Source organism: Ellagibacter sp., assembly GCF_048412355.1.
Lineage (GTDB): Bacteria > Actinomycetota > Coriobacteriia > Coriobacteriales > Eggerthellaceae > Ellagibacter.
In genome coordinates this window covers 22,093-43,712 of record NZ_DBFSAP010000036.1, presented here as the reverse complement: position 1 = coordinate 43,712, position 21,620 = coordinate 22,093, and the positions used below count along the sequence as shown (strand labels likewise).

General features: G+C 57.0%; 24 protein-coding genes and 1 pseudogene. 16 read left to right on the top strand and 9 right to left on the bottom strand.

All coding sequences use genetic code 11. The features are described 5' to 3' along the window. The 6 genes from ACMRQN_RS04670 to hflX all read left to right on the top strand — a co-directional run bounded on the left by ACMRQN_RS04670 (position 1) and on the right by hflX (position 6,191). Entirely contained in the window at positions 1-1,101 is a 1,101-nt protein-coding gene (locus tag ACMRQN_RS04670) for an ATP-binding protein (protein WP_418734013.1), read from the top strand. A 132-nt stretch (positions 1,102-1,233) separates the two neighbouring features. Continuing rightward, entirely contained in the window at positions 1,234-1,551 is a 318-nt protein-coding gene (locus ACMRQN_RS04665; protein ID WP_366513193.1) for a stage V sporulation protein S, read from the top strand. Between the two features lie 6 nt (positions 1,552-1,557). Further along, positions 1,558-2,928, top strand: coding sequence for a tRNA (N6-isopentenyl adenosine(37)-C2)-methylthiotransferase MiaB (gene miaB / locus ACMRQN_RS04660; protein ID WP_418734012.1), 1,371 nt, complete (start codon positions 1,558-1,560; stop codon positions 2,926-2,928). Positions 2,929-2,933: 5 nt separating this feature from the next. Then, positions 2,934-3,905 carry a tRNA (adenosine(37)-N6)-dimethylallyltransferase MiaA gene (gene miaA, locus ACMRQN_RS04655; RefSeq protein WP_418734011.1) on the top strand — a complete coding sequence of 324 codons (972 nt, stop codon included), beginning with the start codon at positions 2,934-2,936 and terminating at the stop codon, positions 3,903-3,905. Between the two features lie 25 nt (positions 3,906-3,930). Then, the gene (dapF, locus tag ACMRQN_RS04650; protein WP_418734010.1) at positions 3,931-4,848 is read left to right on the top strand and encodes a diaminopimelate epimerase; all 918 of its coding nucleotides are present in this window, start codon (positions 3,931-3,933) and stop codon (positions 4,846-4,848) included. 2 nt (positions 4,849-4,850) lie between these two features. After that, positions 4,851-6,191, top strand: a complete 1,341-nt coding sequence (gene hflX / locus ACMRQN_RS04645; protein WP_418734009.1) for a GTPase HflX — start codon at positions 4,851-4,853, stop codon at positions 6,189-6,191. Here the strand turns inward: hflX and lexA are convergent. After that, positions 6,151-6,801, bottom strand: a complete 651-nt coding sequence (gene lexA / locus ACMRQN_RS04640) for a transcriptional repressor LexA (RefSeq protein ID WP_297148885.1) — start codon at positions 6,799-6,801, stop codon at positions 6,151-6,153. The two genes, hflX and lexA, sit on opposite strands and share 41 nt — an antisense overlap. A gap of 115 nt (positions 6,802-6,916) precedes the next feature. Between lexA and ACMRQN_RS04635 the strand changes: the two genes are divergently transcribed. From ACMRQN_RS04635 to ACMRQN_RS04595, 9 genes and pseudogenes are all read left to right on the top strand, one after another. Next, positions 6,917-7,255, top strand: coding sequence for a hypothetical protein (locus ACMRQN_RS04635; RefSeq protein ID WP_418734008.1), 339 nt, complete (start codon positions 6,917-6,919; stop codon positions 7,253-7,255). A gap of 117 nt (positions 7,256-7,372) precedes the next feature. After that, a complete protein-coding gene (gene nrdR, locus ACMRQN_RS04630) occupies positions 7,373-7,819 on the top strand; it encodes a transcriptional regulator NrdR (RefSeq protein ID WP_296058818.1) in 447 nt (148 codons plus the stop codon). Between the two features lie 3 nt (positions 7,820-7,822). Further along, entirely contained in the window at positions 7,823-8,272 is a 450-nt protein-coding gene (gene dut / locus ACMRQN_RS04625) for a dUTP diphosphatase (RefSeq protein ID WP_418734007.1), read from the top strand. 118 nt (positions 8,273-8,390) lie between these two features. Further along, positions 8,391-8,780 (top strand): hypothetical protein, encoded by a 390-nt coding sequence (locus ACMRQN_RS04620; RefSeq protein ID WP_418734006.1) that lies wholly within the window; start codon positions 8,391-8,393, stop codon positions 8,778-8,780. Between the two features lie 230 nt (positions 8,781-9,010). Continuing rightward, positions 9,011-10,024 carry a quinolinate synthase NadA gene (gene nadA, locus ACMRQN_RS04615; protein WP_418734005.1) on the top strand — a complete coding sequence of 338 codons (1,014 nt, stop codon included), beginning with the start codon at positions 9,011-9,013 and terminating at the stop codon, positions 10,022-10,024. Positions 10,025-10,030: 6 nt separating this feature from the next. Then, entirely contained in the window at positions 10,031-11,374 is a 1,344-nt protein-coding gene (locus ACMRQN_RS04610; RefSeq protein ID WP_418734004.1) for an FAD-binding protein, read from the top strand. Then, positions 11,371-12,255 (top strand): carboxylating nicotinate-nucleotide diphosphorylase, encoded by an 885-nt coding sequence (gene nadC / locus ACMRQN_RS04605; protein ID WP_418734003.1) that lies wholly within the window; start codon positions 11,371-11,373, stop codon positions 12,253-12,255. Before ACMRQN_RS04610 ends, nadC begins: the two co-directional genes overlap by 4 nt. Then, positions 12,252-12,419 (top strand): annotated as a pseudogene (locus ACMRQN_RS04600) (HTH domain-containing protein); the annotation flags it as partial. The gene nadC and the pseudogene ACMRQN_RS04600, both read left to right, overlap by 4 nt. A 15-nt stretch (positions 12,420-12,434) precedes the next feature. Next, positions 12,435-12,863, top strand: a complete 429-nt coding sequence (locus tag ACMRQN_RS04595; RefSeq protein ID WP_418734091.1) for a 3H domain-containing protein — start codon at positions 12,435-12,437, stop codon at positions 12,861-12,863. A gap of 424 nt (positions 12,864-13,287) precedes the next feature. Here the strand turns inward: ACMRQN_RS04595 and ACMRQN_RS04590 are convergent, their stop codons facing one another. Both ACMRQN_RS04590 and ACMRQN_RS04585 read right to left on the bottom strand, forming a co-directional pair. Next, complete coding sequence (locus ACMRQN_RS04590) at positions 13,288-14,184, bottom strand: acetamidase/formamidase family protein (RefSeq protein WP_418734002.1); 897 nt, start codon at positions 14,182-14,184, stop codon at positions 13,288-13,290. A 33-nt stretch (positions 14,185-14,217) separates the two neighbouring features. Next, positions 14,218-14,661: an acyl-CoA thioesterase gene (locus ACMRQN_RS04585; RefSeq protein ID WP_418734001.1), complete on the bottom strand. Its 444-nt coding sequence runs from the start codon at positions 14,659-14,661 to the stop codon at positions 14,218-14,220. 92 nt (positions 14,662-14,753) lie between these two features. Here ACMRQN_RS04585 and ACMRQN_RS04580 point away from each other — a divergent pair, with 92 nt between their 5' ends. Next, on the top strand, positions 14,754-15,707 hold the full coding sequence (locus ACMRQN_RS04580) for a prenyltransferase (protein ID WP_418734000.1): 954 nt from the start codon (positions 14,754-14,756) through the stop codon (positions 15,705-15,707). Between the two features lie 151 nt (positions 15,708-15,858). On the opposite strand, the gene ACMRQN_RS04575 is transcribed toward ACMRQN_RS04580, so the two are convergent. The 6 genes from ACMRQN_RS04575 to ACMRQN_RS04550 form a co-directional block, all read right to left on the bottom strand. Further along, a complete protein-coding gene (locus tag ACMRQN_RS04575) occupies positions 15,859-16,305 on the bottom strand; it encodes a universal stress protein (RefSeq protein WP_418733999.1) in 447 nt (148 codons plus the stop codon). A gap of 61 nt (positions 16,306-16,366) precedes the next feature. Further along, positions 16,367-17,284 (bottom strand): tRNA glutamyl-Q(34) synthetase GluQRS, encoded by a 918-nt coding sequence (gene gluQRS / locus ACMRQN_RS04570; protein WP_418733998.1) that lies wholly within the window; start codon positions 17,282-17,284, stop codon positions 16,367-16,369. A gap of 126 nt (positions 17,285-17,410) precedes the next feature. Further along, positions 17,411-18,802 carry a phenylacetate--CoA ligase family protein gene (locus tag ACMRQN_RS04565; RefSeq protein ID WP_418733997.1) on the bottom strand — a complete coding sequence of 464 codons (1,392 nt, stop codon included), beginning with the start codon at positions 18,800-18,802 and terminating at the stop codon, positions 17,411-17,413. Positions 18,803-18,820: 18 nt separating this feature from the next. Further along, complete coding sequence (locus ACMRQN_RS04560) at positions 18,821-19,243, bottom strand: amino acid-binding protein (protein WP_276995744.1); 423 nt, start codon at positions 19,241-19,243, stop codon at positions 18,821-18,823. An 18-nt stretch (positions 19,244-19,261) separates the two neighbouring features. Beyond that, positions 19,262-19,843, bottom strand: a complete 582-nt coding sequence (locus ACMRQN_RS04555; protein ID WP_158048557.1) for an indolepyruvate oxidoreductase subunit beta — start codon at positions 19,841-19,843, stop codon at positions 19,262-19,264. A gap of 11 nt (positions 19,844-19,854) precedes the next feature. After that, positions 19,855-21,585, bottom strand: a complete 1,731-nt coding sequence (locus ACMRQN_RS04550; RefSeq protein ID WP_418733996.1) for a thiamine pyrophosphate-dependent enzyme — start codon at positions 21,583-21,585, stop codon at positions 19,855-19,857. Between the last annotated feature and the right edge of the window lie 35 nt (positions 21,586-21,620).

The window sequence follows — 21,620 nt, the reverse complement described above, 5'->3', positions numbered from 1 at the left end:
ATGGGTGCATCGGATCTCGAACAATTCGTTGATTCCATCTGCGACGAAAGCCATCTCCGAATCGAAGACGATTTAGGGGATGGCTTCGTTCGTCTTCGCACGTCCGAAGCGGAGCGACGCCAAGCTGCCCACGACATTCGATCGACCGAGGACATCGTTATCGAGCTGCTTCGCAACGCACGAGACGCCCATGCCCGCACCATTTTCCTAGCGGTAGGACGCGACGGGGACACTCGCAAGCTCACGATGCTCGACGATGGAGACGGCATTCCTCTCGCCTTGCATGAGAAGATCTTTGAACCGCGCGTCACTTCTAAGCTCGACACTGTCCACATGGACAAATGGGGAGTCCACGGCAGGGGAATGGCTCTCTACTCGATCAAAGTGAACTCGATGCAGGCGAAGGTTCTCACATCGGACAAGGATTTCGGTAGCGCGATTTACGTCGAAACCGACCTCACCAAACTTCCAGAACGCGCCGATCAATCGACCTTCCCTACGTTCGAAGTAACGGAATCGGGAACCTACTCGATGCGAGGGCCGAAAAACATCGTCCGCACCGCAACGGAATTCGCCCTCGAATCGAGGAAGGCATGCACGGTTTATTGGGGTTCGGCGACCGAAATCGCCGCCACGCTCTACGAGTTCGGGGCGACGACCACTTCTCCTGCCCTTCGGGCCTTCTGCAAAGACCCGCTCGAGCTGCCGGTATGCAAACGCCTCTGCACTGCTTCCGATCCGGCAAGCTTCGCCGAAATCGCAGAAGGATTGGGGCTCTCGCTTTCAGAGCGCTCCGCCCGCCGAATCTTAAATGAGGAGATCAAGCCCATCATTCCATTGGCCGAATTCGTAAGGACTCAGGCGATTCCCGCAAAAGAAAAGGCACCCGAAACCTCGAAAGCGGCCAGCCAGAAAGCAGTCAATCGCGACGGCAGGTCGCTTCGTCTCCGCGATGAGGACAAAGCAATGCTCGCGGATTCCTGCAAGGATGCCTTCCTCGATATCGCCAATCGGTATTACCTTGATCCGCTCGGCGCACCGGAAGTGAAGGTCGGCCCCCAAAAGATCGAGATCACCCTGCGCTTCGATAAGCTGAGATAGCCGTTTGCGCAGGTTGCCACGCTGATGAGTAATTGCTATCATTTCTCTCAGTGACATTAATACCACCACTGAAACACACTACGAAACGACAAGGAAATGCTCGTGACAACCCCATCGGAATCGCAGCCGTCAATCGGCTGCTTAAAAGTGTCGTCGAAATCCTCTCCTGCATCTGTCGCTGGAGCGATCGCTGGCATGATCAAGGATGGACTTCACGTCGACATCCAAGCGGTAGGGGCCGGTGCCGTGAACCAAGCGGTCAAAGCCATCGCAATCTCGCGTGGCTTCCTATCTCCCGTGGGCATCGAAATCGTATGCGCCCCATCCTTTGCCGACATCGTTATCGATGGCGAATACCGAACTGCCATCCGTTTCACCGTTGAACCGCGCGGCGCCGTGATACCTTCCATCGCCGCTGAACAGAAAACCGCCAACCCTACGGAGCGCTGATACCGCATGCATTCACCCATCAATGGGCTTACGTTCTGCATCCACACCTTCGGATGCCAAATGAATAAACACGATTCCGAGCGCATAGCGGGCATGCTCGAGGCGCTCGGAGCACTCATGGTGGAAACCGTTGAGGAATCCGATGTCGTGGTCTTTATGACCTGCTGCGTCCGAGAAGCAGCCGATACGCGCCTCTATGGCCAGGTCGCCTCCATGAAAAACATTCCACTTCGTGCAGAATCTCCTCTGTCGAAGCGCGTCATCGCTGTCGGCGGCTGCATCGGGCAGCGCGACGGGGAGAAGCTCACTGAGGCCCTTCCTCATCTCGATGTCGTGTTCGGCACGCACAACCTCGGGTCGCTTCCACGTTTGCTCGAGGCAGCTATTGAGGGACAGGGGAAGCAGGTCGAGGTGCTCGCCGCCTCATCCGAATTCCCGACCGAGCTCCCGACAAGCCGTGAGCATTCTTGGGCGGCGTGGCTACCCATCACCATCGGATGCAACAATTTCTGTTCCTACTGCATCGTTCCTTATGTCCGCGGTCGCGAGAAATCACGTTCGATTGAGGATATCGTCGCCGAGGCCGAGCGCTATGTCGCTTCTGGCGTGAAAGAAATTACACTGCTCGGACAGAACGTGAACTCCTACGGCCGCGACCTTTACGGAAAACCTCGTTTTGCCGACATCCTCGACGCCGTCGACCAAACGGGAATCGAACGGCTTCGCTTTGCAACGAGCCATCCGAAGGATCTTACCGACGAGGTTATTGAGAAGTTCGGTTCGTTGCGATCGCTCATGCCTGCGCTCCACCTTCCCGTGCAGTCGGGCTCCAACGCCATTCTCGCGGCAATGAACAGGCGCTATTCGCGCGACCACTACCTGCGCCTTATCAGCAAGATTCGCGACGTACGACCCGATATCGCCCTGTCGACCGACATCATCGTCGGCTTTCCAGGTGAAACGGCAAAAGATTTCGAGGACACGTACCGCCTCGTGGAAGAGGTTGGCTACCATCAGGTATTTACCTTCATCTACTCGAAGCGTGAAGGTACGCCTGCGGCTCAGATTGAAGACTCCACACCGCGCGAGGTTATCCAGGAGCGATTCGACCGCCTCGTTGACCTTGTCCAAAAGCGCGCATTCGAGCTCAACCAACCGGATGTCGGAAGTGTTGTCCCTATCCTTGTGGAGGGATCCTCGAAACGCGATGAGCGAATGATCGCAGGCAAAAGCCCCAAGAACCAAACCGTGCACGCGCTCGCTCCTCAGGGTATAACGCCGAGCGAACTTGCCGGCACGTTCGTGAACGTCAAGATTGACGACGCTAAGACATGGTACCTTTCGGGCCACGTGCTGGGCGCGGACGATCGTCTCTAAACGCCATGATCGACGAAACGGGGAAGACGACCATCAGCCTTCCGCTTATGCGCCCTGTCATCTGCGTCGTTGGTCCGACGGCATCAGGAAAGACCGACGTTGCGCAGCTGCTTGCGCAAAATCTCGGTGGGGAAGTGGTGAGCGCCGATTCCATGCAGATTTACCGCGGCATGGACATTGGCACTGGCAAACTTCCTGAAGAGGAACGGCTTGTTCCCCATTTCGGGTTCGACCTCGTGAACCCGGGGGAGCCGTATTCGGCAGCCATATATCAGGAATATGCAAGAGAATGCTTCTCTGATATCGACAAACGTGGAAAGAGGGCACTGCTTGTCGGGGGAACGGGACTCTACGTCCGCGCGGCAATCGATGCCTATGACTTCCCGAAAGGGGAGCAGGTCGACAACCCCGTACGCGAAAAGTGGACTGCCTACTACGAGGAAAACGGCGCCGATAACCTTTGGGAGCGACTACGCGAGCGAGACCCCGAAAGCGCGTCCGTCATCCATCCGAACAATGTAAGACGCGTGATCAGGGCATTCGAGCTTCTCGAAGAGGGCACAACGTATGCGATCCAAAAGGAGAATCTCGCATCGATTCCTCAAGCTGTTCCTGCCAAGTTTATCGGACTCGCCGTTGATCCAGAAATACTCAACAAGCGAATCGAACGGCGTGTAGACAACATGATCGAATGTGGTCTCGTCTGCGAGGTTGAACGATTGCTCGACAAAGGCTTTCGCCAGGGTATCACCGCACCTCAGGCTATCGGATACAAGGAAATCGTATCTGCCCTCGATGGGGATATCTCGCTTGACGAGGCCATCGAGCAGATCAAGACCGCAACACGACGATACGCAAAACGACAGCGTACATGGTTTCGCAAAGATACGCGAATTGCATGGATTGACGCGGATTCCGGAAACGCTGAAGCAATCGCAACACAAGCGCAACACTCACTTGATACAATGGGCGCCTAAGCCAACAGAAAGAGGACATGCACCTATGGAGCTTTCATTCACCAAACTTAACGGAGCTGGCAACGACTTTGTCTTCGTGGACGATCTTTCTAACGAGATCGAGCTGACCACGTCCCAGGTTTCCTGGCTTTGCGATCGTCATTTCGGCATCGGCGCCGATGGCGTCATTCTTGTGCGCCCCTCCGAGAGACCAGAGTGCGCCGCCTATATGCACTACATCAACTCAGACGGAACGCTTGCCCAAATGTGCGGCAATGGCGTGCGCTGCTTCGCGAAGTTCCTCGTCGACCGTGGATACGTGCAGGCGAGCGACGGCTCGTTTGTCGCTGATACGCTCGCAGGACCGAAGCCGATCAGCTTCACTGTCGACGATGAGGATCGGATGACCCAAGCAACGGTCGATATGGGCCATCCGATCCTCGAGCCGAGCGAGGTTCCCGTTAACGCCAAGGCGAACGCAACGTCTCCGGCGGGCGCGGCCTATGCTCGCGAAATCGAAATCGACTCGCCCTGGGGGCCGTTCGCTTTCACCTGCGTCTCAATGGGCAACCCTCATGCGATCACCTTCATCAACGACTTCAACGCACTGCCGAAAGACCTGTTCACTTCTGAGGAAAGGTCACTTGCGACGCTCGACCTTGAGAAAATCGGGGCATTCTACGAGTCGAACCCCGTATTCCCCGAGAAGGCCAATATCGAGTTTGCCCACATCGGAGAGGCGGGAATCGAGATGCGCGTGTACGAGCGCGGCTGCGGCGAGACTCTTGCGTGCGGCACGGGCGCATGCGCAACCTGCGTCGCTGCTGCGTTGACCGAACGCACCGGACGCGAAAACGACCTCATCCTCCGCGGTGGCGTGCTCCACATCCTTTGGGCCGAGGACGACCATGTCATGATGACGGGACCTGCCGCCGAGGCGTTCGAGGGAACGGTAGTCCTGTAAGCATGGAGCAGTTCGCCACGGTGCTCACCAAGGGAGCGCAAACGACGTTTGAGGAACAGCGGGAACGAGCAATCCTCGTCGGGGTTGATCGTCCGAACCAGAAGTGGTCCCTCGACTCTTCGCTCGCCGAACTTGAGCGCCTCGCCGACACTGCGGGAGCTGACACCGTCGCGAAGACGACGCAGAAGCTCGAATCACCCAATCCTCGAACGTTCGTCGGAACAGGCAAAGCGGAAGAGATTGCCCAGCTTGCTCGCTCATATGCGGCGGACCTGGTCATATTCGACGATGAGCTCATCCCGTCGCAACAATCTAACCTCGAAAAGACCGTCGATAAGAGCGTCAAGATCATCGATCGCACGGCGCTCATCCTTGACATCTTCGCGCTCCATGCCGCCTCGAAAGAGGGCAGGTTGCAGGTGCGCCTCGCACAGAACCAATATCTCTACCCCCGCCTTCGCGGCATGTGGGCGCATCTCGCCTCGAATCGCATGGGGGGCGGTGTCGGATCGCGCTTCGGCGAAGGCGAAAGCCAGCTCGAAGTCGACCGAAGGATGGTACGCAAGCGAATCACCTCCATCAAGCGCGAGCTCGCTCACTTAGCTGACGTTCGGTCGCTGCAGCGCGAGGAACGATATTCGAGCGGCATGTTCCGCGTTGCTCTGGCCGGATACACCAATGCAGGTAAATCAAGTTTGATCAACCGCCTCTGCGACGCCGATGTCCTCAGCTATGACAAGCTCTTTGCAACCCTCGACTCCACGACAAGGAAGTTCGAGCTGCCCGAAGGGCGTGAAATAACCGTCACCGACACCGTTGGGTTCATTCAAAAACTGCCGACGACCTTGATTGAGGCATTCAAGTCGACACTCGATGAAATCACGGGAGCGCATTTGATTCTGCACGTAGTTGATGCTTCCTCAAGCGAACGAGAGGGCCAACGCGATGCCGTCGACGAGACGCTCGAGCAAATCGGCGCTCAATCGATCCCTCGAATCGAGGTATTCAACAAGTGCGATCTGCTAAGCGACGAAGACATTAGCGCTCTCAAGTCCCGTTACCCGCAGTCGATTGCGATATCCGCTGCAACAGGAGAGGGGATTGAGGAGCTCGTCAAACGAATCGCGCAAGCCGCTTCAGCTGCCGATACGCATATGAGCGTCCTCATTCCCTATGCAAAGGGGGCTCTTGTTGCAAAGGCTCATGAGCGCTGCCATATCGTGAGCGAAACCCACGAAGAGCAGGGGACCGCCATCACAATGTTCGTCCCCCGAAGCTATGTCAACGCCTTTCAGCCCTACCTTACAAACGACGGAACACCGCAACTACCTTGCCCGCGATAGAGCAATTCGTGGTGATAATCGGATCCATGGAGGAGTTCTCCGGCTGAAGCCGGATATGGTCTTTCTCCTTGTAGAAGCGCTTCACGGTTGCCCCATCGTCGATGATAGCGACAACGATATCGCCGTTATTGGCAACTGGCTGCTCCTTAACGACCACATAATCGCCGTCGTTGATACCTGCCTCGATCATTGATTCGCCGCGCACGGACAAGAGGAACGAGGGGGCATCGCCGACAATGTCGGTCGGAAGGGAAATCGTGTCGGTAATATTCTCTTCAGCAAGAATTGGCACGCCTGCAGCGACATCGCCCACAAGAGGCACGTTCACGATTTTACTAAAGCTCGGCTGAACGACATCTGGAACGGAGCTCGCCTGTACCGATGAGCCCTCAAGAGGGTAGGTAAGCGAAATTGATCGAGATTTTAAAGGGTCTCGTTTGATAAGGCCCTTTTCTTCGAGAGCCTTCAGGTGGACATGGACGGTGGAAGGGGAGGAAAGCCCCAGAGCATGGCATACCTCACGAACCGTCGGCCCGTAGCCCTTTTCCCGAATGCAATCCTCAATGCAATCGAGAACAGCTTGTTGACGCTTCGTCACTTTGGTGGCCATAGTGCGTCCTTTCAATAAATCGAACAAATGTTTGAAATAATTATTGACGTGAACCTTTGTTCGATTTATTATAAACGCGAACAAAGGTTCTACGCAAGGGCAAGGAGGCACAAAGATGGGAAATTTCGAAATGAGGTACCCCGTACACGGATCAGCCGCGCTGAAGCCCAGTTCAGCAGAGCAATCGCAATCTGCGACCATCATCGAGTTCCCAGCTATTGCGCAAAACGAGTTCGATTGGGAGTCTTTCGAACAGAACAGCACGGCGGCACAGCCTTCAGACTTCTCCCAACTCAAAGCGCTCTTCACCACGCCACTCGATGATCGCAAGATGGTGCGAAGCCTCAAAGAAGGAACCTTGCGCGGCATCTCCCACAGCGATATGAAGCCATCACACGTAATCGCATGCGGCGTCGCAATGACAATCGCTTCGTTTATCCTGTTTTTCCTGTAAGAAACCTTTTGGTGGTATCCGCATCTTCAATTGTGCGGACATCCTGATCAAAGCCGTAAGGGACAATCCATACGGTATGATACCTTTAACAGAAGTAAAGTTTAAAGGAGCATGCGCATGCGTTGTCCCTCCTGCGGCTACCTTGAATCAAAAGTCGTAGACTCACGCCCATCCGAAGACGGAACATCGATTAGAAGGCGCCGAGAGTGCCTGAAATGCCAACGCCGATTCACCACATACGAGCGCTTAGGCGATAACCCGCTTGTCATCGTTAAAGTCGATGGTTCGTCCGAAGCTTACGATCGCAACAAGCTGTTCAGGGGCCTGCTTATCGCATGCGCCAAGCGGCCGATTTCGAAAGAGCAGGTCGACGACTTGATCGACAGCATCGAAACAGAGCTTCGCAATACCTCACGCACCGAAATAAGATCGAAAGAACTTGGCGATATGGCGCTGAAGCGCCTTGCAAAGCTCGACGATGTCGCCTATGTCAGGTTCGCGAGCGTATACAAAGACTTTCAAAACATTGAAGAATTCGCTGAAGCACTTGAGGAGTTGCGATAAATCATGCCAGAACAGTTACTCGTTCCTATAAAACGGCTTGATGAAACCTTGGAGGTTCCCCGTTACGCATACGAGGGCGACGCAGGCGTAGACCTGCGCTCAGCCGAAGATTTTTCGCTCAAGCCCTTCGAACGAAAGCTTGTTCCAACAGGAGTCGCAATCGCACTGCCAAGAGGCTATGCAGGCTTTGTTATGCCGAGGAGCGGCCTTGCTGTGAAGCACGGAATATCTATCGTCAACACGCCGGGACTTATCGACAGCGACTACCGAGGCGAGCTGAAGGTCACCCTGATCAATCTTGACCCAAAAGATACCTTCCAAGCGCAAAAAGGCGACCGCATTGCTCAGCTCGTTATCATGAAGGTAGAGAACGCAAACTTCGAATGCAGAGACTCATTGGACGAAACCGGGCGCGGCGACTTCGGATTCGGAAGCAGCGGCGTTCAAAGCTAACGATTTCCACGGCATAGTTGCCCAAAGAAACCAAGATCGTATCTTAGAACGGCTCTCAGAGCTTCATATATGAAACCCCAGGTCAACAACTTGATAATTTACGAGACGAAGGATAGCAGTGCGGAATAGCGAAGAAATAGAGCAAAAACTCGCCTCAACGAGGAAACTGATTACGTTCGCCAACATCGCTGGACCTGTCTCGCTCATCATCGGCGGAGTCTTGCTGAGTACGGCAGGACTTATATGCTCGTTGATAGCTCGTTCGAGAATCAACACCATGCTGAAAAAACAACCGCAAGACCAAGCATTTTCACAAAAGGTCATGCAAGCGGCAAAACCAGGCGCCATTGCACTGATTATCTGCACGATAGCGCTTGTCCTTAATGTCATTTCGCTGGCGCTCGTGATGCCAGCCGTGCTCGAAGCCTCACAGACCGGTAACCTGACGACACTTTTCGGAGGCGGTGCGGTAAACACCGCAGGAACAGCTACGTCCACCTGGGGCTAGAGAAACGACAGCGTTTCGGCTAGCCAAACCACGCTTCAATCAAAAGCCCATTCAAGGGTTCGCTAATTCACCATGCATCCGCTCTTATACTAGATATAAATGATTGATAATAGGCGTTATGTAATCTTAAACAAATGAAGATAAGGTGTGCACTTTACAGATGACAAGTCATCTGTAAAGTGCTACGTCATACTCAATCCGTGAGCAACGATACGAAACATGGAGCGAGCATGAACGAACTAGGCAATCGCGATTCCAGGCCAAACACAACGCACGCCTCAGATGCTCTGGCATCAGCGGAACACGACGCAGCTGTCAACATCGAAGCATTGTCGGCCGAAATAAAGCGGCTTAAAACAAGCCAAGACGCTGTCATCCTGGCTCATTACTATGTGCCACCCGAGGTGCAGGATATTGCCGACTACGTTGGAGACAGCTTCGCGCTGGCAAAGCTTGCCGTTGACCTTCCTCAGCAGACCATCGTACTCTGTGGCGTGGAATTCATGGGAGAATCGGCGAAACTGCTGAACCCTAAGAAAACGGTGCTCCTGCCCGAACCTGCTGCGGACTGCCCGATGGCGCACATGATCCGCAAGGCCGACATCGACTCTATCCGCGCGAAGTACGCCGGCGACCTCGCCGTCGTATGCTACGTGAACTCCACCGCCGAAGCGAAAACGTGGTCGGACGTATGCGTCACCTCTTCGAACGCCGTGAAAATCTGCAGCTCCTTGCCACAGCGCAACCTCCTGTTCATTCCCGACATGAACTTAGGTCGCTACGTTGCCGAGCAGATTCCCGATAAGCATGTCATTCTGAATAAGGGCTACTGCCCACGACACATGACCATCAGCCGAAAGCAGGTAATCGATCTTGAGGAAGCCTACCCCGATGCCGTGGTAATGGCACATCCTGAATGCCCGGCGGACGTGCTGGCCGAGGCGGATTTCATCGGCTCCACAAAAGGCATAATCGAACACGCAACCGCTTCCGACGCAAAAGACTTCATCGTCTGCACCGTCGTGGGGATCTTGCGCGAGCTCACCCGCAGAAACGCCGGCACCGACAAGCGTTTCCACTTCCCCACCACGACCCCCCGCTGCGAGAACATGGATCTGGTCACGCTGCCGAAACTTGCAGCCTGTCTACGCAATCCGGCGCCTTTTGAGGTGCACGTTGACGAGAACCTTGCCCCCGCTGCACGACTGACACTTGAGCGCATGCTGGAATACGCAGCAAAGTAGGACAACATGGGTGAGAGAATCGAACACCTTTTCTTCGACGTCGTCATCGTCGGATGCGGCGTGGCAGGCCTGTATTGTGCGCTCAACCTTCCGCGCGAGCTGTCCGTCATCATGTTGGCGAAAACGACACTCGATGAATGCGACTCCATGCTGGCGCAAGGCGGTATCTGCATGCAACGTAACGACAATGATTATGAGCCCTTCTTTAAAGACACCTTGCGAGCAGGTCATTTCGAGAACCGTCGCGAAAGCGTGGACCTTATGATTCGCGCGAGTCGCAGCGTTATCGACAATTTAATGAACTTTGGCGTTGACTTCGCTCGAAACGATGACGGGACGTTGCGCTACACTCGCGAAGGCGCTCACAGCCGCGCGCGCATCTGTTACCACCAAGACACCACAGGCGCCGAGATCACGACGAAGCTTTTGGCAGCAGTAAAGCAATTAGCGAACGTGCGCATCCTCGAAAATACCTGCATGGACGACATCCTCACCGAAGCGAATGTTAGTCTCCGAAACTGTCAATACACCCGTCAGGTATCTCAACAGAAGAACGCTTGCGAGCGCTGTCGAGGCGTTGCCGCGCACAGCGGTGATGGACGGACGGTGTCCATCACCGCGAACGCCACCGTTTGGGCATGCGGGGGTATCGGCGGGATGTACGAGCGATCCACCAACTTCCCCTGCCTCACCGGAGACGCACTACGTATTGCACAAGCTCACGGCATAGCGCTCGAGCATACCGATTACGTGCAGATTCACCCCACATCGCTCTACACTTCCAAACCCGGACGCGCATTCCTTATCTCGGAATCCTGCCGCGGCGAAGGAGCCGTGCTGCTGGATGCACGAGGAAGGCGATTCACCGACGAGCTTCAACCACGAGATGTAGTGAGTGCAGCTATCGAACAGCAAATGGCTAAAGAAGGTTCCGACTACGTTCGACTCTCCTTTGCCAATGTTCCGAAAAACGAAATCATGAGCCATTTCAAACAAATTTACGAACACTGTCTGACCGAGGGCTACGACATCACGCAAGAACCGATTCCCGTCGTTCCCGCACAGCATTACTTCATGGGAGGAGTACACGTCGATCGGCACAGCGCTACCACTATGCCTTCGCTCTACGCCGTTGGCGAGACCAGCTGCAACGGCGTGCATGGTAAAAACCGCCTCGCGAGCAACTCACTACTCGAATCGCTCGTGTTCGCACAGCGCGCAGCGTGGGATATAGCCCGAAAAGAAAGCCTCCCCTCGCCCTTTCCGCAAACGTACAGCGAGCATCCGATCGGCGCCGAGGCGAAAGCTTACAAGGAATTCTGCATGACAAAGGAGGCCGTGTGCGCATGAGCCCCATCACACTGACTACCGTCGCCGAGCCGCTCATCCGAGCCGCCTTGGCCGAGGACATTACCAACGAGGACGTGTCGACTGCCGCCATCATGCCTGAAGCGCACCCTGCCGCCGTCGACCTCATCGCGAAGGCCGACGGTGTGCTCTGCGGCCTCGACGTGTTCGAGCGGACATTCGCCATTCTCGATCTCGAAAGCAATGTCGAACGATACGCAGAAGAAGGTAGCGATATCGTCGCAGGTCAAAAGCTAGCGACGGTGTTTGGCGACGTTCGTGCGCTCCTGTCGGGCGAACGCGTGGCACTCAACTATCTTCAGCGCATGAGCGGCATCGCCACTTACACGAGAAAGGTTGCCGCGCTTCTCGAGGGCAGCGGAACCACGCTCATCGACACGCGCAAAACCACCCCGAACATGCGCGTGTTCGAAAAAGAGGCTGTACGATGCGGCGGCGGGCACAATCACCGATACAACCTCTCCGACGGCGTGATGCTCAAGGACAACCACATCGCCGCAGCTGGCGGTATTCGACCAGCTATCGAAGCAGCTCGCGCCTATGCCCCATTCGTGCGCAAGATCGAGGTCGAATGCGAAACGCTCGATCAGGTGCGCGAAGCGGTGGATGCGGCCGCGGACATCATCATGCTCGACAACATGGACCATGGCACCATGGCCGCCGCCATAGCGCTCATCGATGGCAAAGCTCAAACGGAATGCTCGGGCAATATTGACGCAGCGAATGTGCGCTCTATCATCGATTTGGGAATTGATTTTGTATCAAGCGGGGCTTTGACGCACTCCTCTCCTATCCTCGATGTGTCCATGAAGCACCTACGCTTGCTGGACAAAGAAACTGGCGGAAGCGAGACGCGATCATGACATCGAAAGCGCAAAAACGTCGCGAGGCGTTGCTTCTTCTTTTAAAAAACGGTGATGAACCGCTGACGGGTGGAATCCTTGCCCAACAGCTTGGCGTAAGCCGGCAAATCATTGTGCAAGATATTGCGCTTTTACGTGAGACGGGAGCGAGCATTGTCGGCACCTCGCAGGGATATGTGTTGGAAAGCGATTCGCGCAAAGTTACCAGATCGGTAGAGGTAAAAGCCGAAGCCCGCAACGATAGATGCGAGGCATCCAACGATAGCGGGCTGTGCGAGCGAACGTTCAAGGTACACCACGATCCCGCGCAAACTAGAGATGAGCTTGAAACGATCATTTCCGCAGGCGGGCGCGTTGTAAACGTCTCAATCAGCCATCGCGCCTACGGTTTTCTGAGCGCCCCGCTCGCCATCGAGACAGAGGAAGACATCTCGCGCTTCATCAACGACATCGAAAGCGGCAAGTCAGCCCCATTGAGCACTGCGACTTCAGGCTACCATTACCATCTTATCGCGGCCGATGACGAGGAGGCACTCGAGACCATCGGGCGCGCGCTCGCGGACAAAGGCTACCTCGCGCCTCTGCTCCCCCACGAGATGCCGAAGTAGCTCACGCTATCAAAACCGAATACAGAAATTCAATCGAGTGAAAAAAATGGAGGCCGCCATCAAGACGACCTCCATTTGCAATTAATGACAGGACATGAACAAGTGTATCCTACGACACTCAAATAGACCAGACAGGCTCCCCCATTCTTTTGAGGAGGTCTTTCATTACGTAAACTCTCCGAATCGCAAGCCACGCATTCAAGAAGGCAACCCCCTTCCTTTTCGAGTTCGGATGAAGAGGAAGGGAGAAATCACTGCGCTTGACGCTGGGCTTACTCTAGGATTCCCCATTCGAAGGCGCGCGCGAAGACTATGGCTGCGCTTCCTCGGCGGGCACGAGAGGGCAAAGCGACACGGCCAGGACTGCAGCGAGCAGCGGCATTAAGGCCTTCTCGGCGGGCTTGGAAGCGCCCATATTCGCTCCTTATAATGAAAAGCCGATAGCGTCGAGCACGTATTTCGGGACCATGAAGCGAACCGTCTTCTCGGGATCGACCATCTGGCAGACACGTACGTCGGCCACAAGCGAGAGCAGCATGACCAGGTCAGCTTCCGACTCGTTGGTACGCGATGCAAGCAGGTCGACCATTTGCTGAACCGCGAGTTCGGCAGCCTTATCGAGCGATTCGGCGGAAACGATGATGCCGAAATGCGTATCGTTCTCAATCAGGGGGTTCGGAACCGAAAGCTCGGGCAACGCGGTCAGCGTCACCGTCGCATAACCGGCAACTTCTGCGCCCGACACGCTCACCTCGCCATCGCCCATGACAGCATGCATGTCACCGCAACCGAACAGCGCACCATCGACGGCAACGGGGAAATACAGCGTCGCACCTGCGGCGATGGCGGTGTTGTCCATGTTGCCGCCATGCTTGCCCGGCGTTCCGCAGTTGACCGGCTCGCCTTCGGGGGCAACACCGATGACGCCAATCATCGGGGCAACCGGGATGCTCAGGCGCTCATCCCACACGACCTTGCCGTCCTCGACCTTGCAAAAATGCGTCGCCCAGTCACTGAAGCGGTCGCCGCAAACACCCTCGTCTTTTCCGGTGCAAGAACTTGTCTGCGCATCGAGTTCGATATTGTCGATATGAACCTTCAACGTGCCACCCGCAACAGCGCCTTCGACATAAATCGGGCCCGTTGCGGGGTTGATCGCCTCCCAGTCGATTTCGCTCAGTTGATCTTCGGGGCCTTGTAGCTGGTTGCCGAAGCAGTCCTTCGTACGGATGCGCACCGTCTCTCCTGACGGCACCTTCAGTACTGGCTCCAAATCCTTGCCGAACGAAAACAGTGTCTTGGAATCATCGAGTTCAATCACGAGAAAACTCCCTTTCAAACGTTGCCGTTACTCTCATTGATAATCTGATTCAAGCGCCGCTTTGTAGCGATCGTAAAGCTCCGATACCACCTTTTTCATGCTCACCGGCTTAAAATCATCGCGCCGAATAAGACAATGCTCGCTCATTCCTGTCGCAAACGGCTTCGCCACGTCGAAATCGAGCGCTTCTCCATCGAGGACTTTGTAGCGAAACTGCACCTTCGTCGGTTTGAGCGCGGTGACGGCAAGCTGCACAACAACCTTGTCCCCGTATCGAACGGACTCGCCGTAGTCGCACTCGACATGGAGGACGGGAGAGATAAGTCCCCGCGCTTCCAAATCAGCATAGGGGAATCCTAACTCAGCGAGATATTTCTCACGAGCATCCTCAAAGTAGAGGATGTAATTGGCATGATAGACGACTCCCATCATATCGGTTTCGCCGTAGCGAACGGATATGGGCACATTCAGACGCATAACGAGCACACCTTCTAAAAAACGGTAGAATACCTCTTAGTATGGTAGCGCATCGCGGCGCGTCGAGATATCAAGAAGGGCAAAACGAGACAATGACCGAATCAGTTTCAAGCAAAGACCAGCAACCTTACGAGAGATTCACGTTGAAGATGGCTGTCGAGCTTGCCGCTCCGCACACATGGCCCGCATCCATTCTGCCCGTGCTCGTCGCCACAAGCTGCGCGGTCGTGCACTCCCCCGCCCTCGACGTCCTTATGGTGTGCGCCCTGCTCGCCATCTGCATCCTTATGCAGGCTTCGGTCAACACCTTCAACGACTATTACGACTTCGTCAAAGGCGCAGACAGCGAAGAGGATAATGTCGACATAACCGACGCTGTGCTCGTGTACAACCATATCAACCCCGCGTCGGCGCTTCGCCTGGCAATTGGATTGCTCGTCGCCGCCTTCGCGATCGGCGTCTACGTCATCTATTGCGCCGGATGGATCCCGCTTGTCCTTGGAATCATCGGCGCGGTGATCGTCATCGCCTATTCAGCTGGCAAAACGCCTATCTCCTACCTTCCAATCGGAGAAGTGGTAAGTGGGTTCGTCATGGGCGGGCTCATTCCGCTCGCGTGCTATCAAGTCCTCACGGGTCATCTCGATTTCATCGTGCTTGTCTGGTCGATCCCAACAATCATCGGGATCGGGCTCATCATGATGACGAACAACACCTTCGACATCGAGAAAGACATCGAAGTGAGCCGCCGCACGCTGCCGACGCTGCTCGGCCGACCGCGTGCTCGCAAGCTCTACCATGCACTCGTCTTCTGCTGGCTCGCTGCGATCGTAGTCGTTGTTGCGGTGTTCTTCCCGCGCGGTGCGATCATCTTGGTGTTCGCGCTGTTAGCTTCCTATCCTTTGCTGAAGGCGCTCTTGAGCAACCCTCTCGCTCCCCCGGCCCGCATTGGGGCCATGGCGCAGATCTGCAGCGTGAACATCGCGCTTGGGTCGTTCTATGCCGCCGCAATCATCGCGAGCAGCGCCATCGCCTTCATCGCCTAAGAGGCCGCCAAATCGTCAATGCCTCGACCCTATTGACGGCAGTACGCGCAAGTGCTCATATTCCCGTCGCATAAAAATGTCCTGCATTCCGATGTCAGCCTTCGGGATGCAGGGCATATATCGCTTTCGCGAACGACCACGTGGGAAGGCGTTACTTCGTCACGAGAACGGGAATCTCCGACTCGCGAAGGACCGCCGTCGAAACGCTGCCCAACATCGAGCGGACAGCGCCCAAGCCGCGGCTTCCCATGACGATGAGCCCGCAGCCCTCCGCCTTCGCGATCGAGATGATCAGCTCGTGCGGCTTCCCGAACGCAACGCGCAGCGTCGTGACGTCCTCATGGCCGACGACGCGATTGCCGACATTCTTTTTCAAATTGGAAAGCGCTTCCTCTTCGTCGCCGATGGAAGTAAGAAGAACGCCCGCAGCGCGCGCGGCTGCATTGAACGCCGGGTCGCCCGTCTTCGCCAAGTCGGTAACCGTGACGACGACCACACCTTCGGCCAGACCGTGATCGACGAGCTCATAAGCGTCAGCAAGCGCGCGATTCGAAGCGTCGGAGCAATCGTAACCTACGAGAATCTTTGAGTATCCCATGATGAAACCTCTCTTTCATACGACGACGAGAACGCCGCCTATCCCCTAGTCGGACAGGTTATCAAATCCAGGCTATCTGAATTCTACCATGAAGGTTCTTAAGCGAGAAGCAAGAAAGAAGCTGCTCGGGACTTGCTGGATCTGCCGTGGGTGCAAGGCCCGTGATCCCTGCGATATGTCCGATAATCGCCTCAGGGGAGCCGAATCTTGCGATTAAGGCATCAAGCGATGCGTCGTGATCGCGCTTTGAGAGGCGACGATCTCGTTCAGCTACAAGAAGTGGGATGTGGCCGTAGACGGGATGCGGTAGGCCAAGCAGGTCCTGAAGGTAGATCTGCTGCGGGGTCGAGCATAGCAAGTCGACGCCTCTCACCACGCTGTTCACCCCTTGTGCGGCATCGTCGACGACGACGGCGAGCTGATAGGCGAAAGCTTGGTCGGATCGGCGAACGAGGAAGTCGCCGCAATCGCGCTCAAGGTTTTGGGAGTAATCGCCCTGGATGGTGTCATGAAACGAAATGATCTCGTCAGGTGTTCGCAGCCGCATGGCAGGCATTCGCCCCGAAGCCTCCTTCGCCGCGCGCTCCTTGGCGGAAAGCGACCGGCAGGTTCCCGGATAGACGAGCTTTTCCCCACGATGAGGGGCAGATGCCGCATGCAAGTCGGCGCGCGTGCAATAACAGGGGTAGATTAGGCCCCTCTCTTCGAGCGAATCAAAGGCGGCGGCGTAGACCTCGCCCCTATCGTGTTGAAAGAAGGGGCCGCGATCCCACGTCAAGCCGAGCATCTCGAAGTCCCGCTGAACCGCGTCGATATATTCGGGCTTCGAGCGCTCGCGGTCCAAATCCTCGATGCGCAGAACGATATCGCCACCCTGGGACTTCGCGACGAGCCACGCCGCAAGTGCAGCGTAGATGTTACCCGCATGCATGCGCCCCGTGGGCGACGGAGCAAAACGCCCGACCACCTTCTCGCTCACCGCATAACCCCTTTCGCTCCCTCATGATGCAACAACCAGAACAAACCCCAAGCCCCGCGCAAGCCAGAGCCCCAAAACAACGATGCCGACGACAAACGCCGCCGGCATCGAATAAGACCAGAAGCGCTACTTGCGCAGGTCCTTTACGTGTTTCGTCTTTCCGGTCGAGCGCTCGATGCCACCCGGCTCGACAAGCTTCACCTTCACGCCAACAAGCAGCGTGCCCTTGAGCTTTTCGGCGACCATCTGGCGGAAGTTATCCATCACCTCGAACGAGTCACTGAATGCCTCAGGCTTGAGCTCGACATTGACCGTCATGCGATCAAGACCGGTCTCATTGTCAACCACAATAAGGTAGTGCGGGGTGACACCCTCGATGCCCGCGAGCACGTCCTCGACCTGGCTCGGGAACACGTTCGTACCGCGGATGATGAGCATGTCGTCGCAGCGCGCGCGGACCTTCTGCATGCGCGCATGCGTGCGGCCGCAGCTGCACTTCTCGGTAACGACGCGCGTCAAGTCGTGCGTACGGTAGCGAAGCACAGGGATGCCTTCTTTGTCGAGCGGCGTCAAAACGAGCTCGCCCATCTCACCTTCAGGCACGGGCTCGCCGGTCACCGGGTCGACGACCTCCCACAGGAAATGGTCCTCGGCTATGTGCTGCATATCGCGCTCAGCAAGGCACTCGCCCGACACGCCCGGCCCCATGACCTCGGTCAACCCGTAGTTGTCGGTGCACACGATGTGCATGCGGTTCTCGATTTCCGCCTTGAGCGCAGGCGGGCAGGGCTCGCCGCCGAAAAGCCCGACGCGCAACGTCGACTTCTCCCAATCATAGCCCATCTTTTCCCCCACCTCGCAAATATGGAGGGCGTAGGTGGGCGTCGCGATGATTACAGTCGTACCGTAGTCCTCGATCATCTGGATATGGCGCTCGGTGTTGCCCGAACCCGCCGGAATCATCGTGCAGCCAAGTTTCATGCAGCCGTAATGGAGGCCGAAACCGCCGGTGAACATGCCGTAGCCGAACGCCATCTGCACGCGATCGCCCGGGACGACGCCCGCCATGCTAGCAAGACGCGCGATGCAATCGCTCCAAACGGTCATGTCATGCTTGGTGTAGCCAACGACAATCGGCTTGCCCGTCGTTCCCGAGGACGAGTGCATCTCGACGATCTTGTCGAGCGGCTGGGCGAAAAGCCCATAGGGGAACGTCTCGCGCAGCGCGTTCTTATCGGTGAAGGGAAGCTTGCGGATATCTTCGAGCGTCTTGATGTCCTCGGGCGTAACGCCCATCTCGTTCATCTTGTCGCGATACCACGCCACGTTCTCGTAGGTGTAGGCAACCTGAGCGATCAGCTTCTCAAGCTGGATTGCGCGGATGCGCTCGCGGCTCGAGGTCTCCATGGCGCGGTCGAACATAGGAAGCACGTCGAAATTCCCCGCAGCAGCAGCCTTGAGGGCGGCGCCTTTCACGGAGGGATCGAATATCTCTTCAGCGGTACTGTTCACTATCATCACAACTTTCTTAAGCGGTTACGCAACAAGATGCGCAAGATCATCCTGGCCCAGAAGCTCAACGGGCTCGCTTTCGAGCATCCTCTCGGCGGCAGCGACGTCGTTCACCGAGAGGACGATATACGTGCTGATGAGCGAATAGCTATACGTTACGTTGATGTGGCAGTCGGCGATGATTCCCATGACGCGTGCAAGCTCGCCAGGCGTGTCCTCCAAACGCAGCACGAGCACCTCGGACTTCGCGCAGGCGGCGTTCTGCTCACGAAGCACCGCGAGCGCCGCATCGGGGTTGTCGACGATGAAGCGCACGATACCGTAATCGCCGGTATCGGAAGCGCTGTAGCCGCGAACGTTGACGCCCGCCTCGACGAAGGAATCGAGCACGCGTACGAGATGGCCGGGCTCGCTTTCGATGAAGACGCTGATTTGGGAAACGCTCATAAGACCACTCCTTCTCGCTTATTCCGCGGAAAACGAGGCACCCAGCTTGAACGCCTCGAGGTTGACATCGAGATACTTCTCGGGAACGCGGGCGGCGATGACCCGATTCCATACGTCCGTCGGGAAGCCGAGAGCGCGTGAGAGCGCACCGAGCAGCACGACGTTGGCCGCCTTCGTGGTACCCGCCTTGCGGGCAAGCTCGGTTGCGGGAATGAGCATCGCACCCGCATCGCGCAACCGCTCGCGTGCATGCTCAGGCATGGAGGCGCGACCCGTTGCGACGGGAAGGGGCTTGATTGACTCGTCGTTCACAAAGAGGCTGCCGCCTTCCTTCACGTAGGGAAGGTTGCGAAGCGCCTCGGTCGTTTCGAATGACACGACGCAGTCCGCCGAGCCTAAATCGGCAATCATGGACTGAACCTTATCACCGAATCGCACGACGGTGGTCACCGCGCCGCCGCGCTGGGCCATGCCATGGATCTCGGAAACCTTCACGTCAAGCCCGCTCTCCTCGGCAGCACGGGCAAGCAAATCGGCAGCGAGAATCGTGCCTTGGCCGCCAACGCCGCAAAGAAGAACCGTTTTCGTGTTCGAACTCATCGGGTCCCCTCCTAATCCTGAACAATGAAGCCGCGTGCACAGTACTGCGCGCACTGTCCGCAGCCGATGCACATGTCGCGATCGATAAGCGCCTGGCCGGTCGACTCGTCCTTGGAAATCGCAGGACAGCCGAGGGTGATGCACGCGCCGCATGCCGTGCACTGGGAAGAAACCTCGAATACAGGCTCGCGATGGCGCTCGAGCAGAACGCACGGAGCCCTGAAGACGATCACCGAAAGCGTATCAGTGGCGGAAGTTGCCTCTTTCAAGGCGCGACGGACGGCCCTCGCATCGTGCGGATCGACCGTGCGAACGTCCTCGATGCCGAGCGCCTTCAAGACGCCTTCCATATCGAGCTCGCGCGAGGGGCGGTGCTGGAGCGTCTCGCCGTTGAACGGGTTGCCCTGGCGACCGGTCATGGCCGTCGTGCGGTTGTCGAGAATGCAGACGGTGCCCGCGCCCTTGTTGTAAACCGTCGAGATAAGCGACGAAAGGCCGGAATGCGCGAACGTGGAGTCGCCGATCACAGCAACGACGGGACGATGCTCGCGACCCGCGAACGCAAGCTCGAAGCCGTGGGCCATCGACACAGATGCGCCCATGTCAACGCAGGTGTCCATTGCGGAAAGCGGCGGCAAAGCGCCCAACGTGTAGCAGCCAATGTCGCCCGTCACGATGGCCTTGCAGCGCGAGAGCTCCTTGAAGACGAGGCGATGAGGGCAGCCGGGGCACAGCGCAGGTGGGCGGCCCGGAACGTCTGCCTGGGCGGCAGCGTGCGCGGGCTCGGGGAAACCGAAAGCGGCGCGGATGAGCCCGACCGAGAGCTCGCCGTCGCGCGGAAGGGGCTCGGGGGAACTCGCGACGTCGATTCCGAGCGCGGACACGGCATCGGTCAGATAGCACGACGCTTCCTCGACGACGTAAAGCGTCTCAACGCTCTCAGCGAACGAGTGAAGCGCCTTCTCGGGAAGGGGCCACGTGCATCCAAGCTTGAAGACCGATGCATCGGGCAACCCTTCCAGCACATGCTGGGAAACCGCGCCGGCGCAGACGACGCCGACCTTGTCGCCTCGCCTTATGACCTGGTTGTACGCGCAAGTCTCGGCCCATTCGGAGAGCGCCTCGATGCGCTCGAGCTGCACCTTGCGGCGCGGCTTCGCGAACGCGGGCATCATGACCCACTTTGCAGGGTTGCTCTCGTAGGGAGCGGGCTCGACCTCTTTTCGGGACCCGACCTCGACCGGCGTCTTCGTATGCGAGACGCGCACCGAAGAGCGGATGAAGAAGGGCACATCGAATCGCTCGGAAAGCTCGAACGCGTCGCGCGTGAAAGCGAGCGCCTCGGCGGAATCAGCTGGGTCGAGCATGGGAATATGCGCCGCGCAGGCGTAGTAGTGAGAATCCTGCTCGTTTTGCGAGGAGTACATGCCCGGATCGTCGGCAGCCAGCACGACAAATCCTCCGCCAACGCCGGTATAGGCGGCAGTGAACAGGGGATCCGCCGCGACGTTCACGCCGACGTGCTTCATGGTCGAAAGAACGCGGGCGCCACCGGCAGATGCGCCGATGCCCACCTCAACGGCAACCTTCTCGTTCACGCACCACTCGGCATAGACGCCATCCTTCTTCGCAAACGCCTCGAGCGTCTCAGTCGAAGGGGTGCCCGGGTACGCGACGCCAATACGGGCACCGGCTTCCCAAGCCCCCTGAGCAATCGCCTCATTTCCGCTTAACAATTCCATGTAAAACCCTCTCGTAAATCTCGCCTTATGCGCCG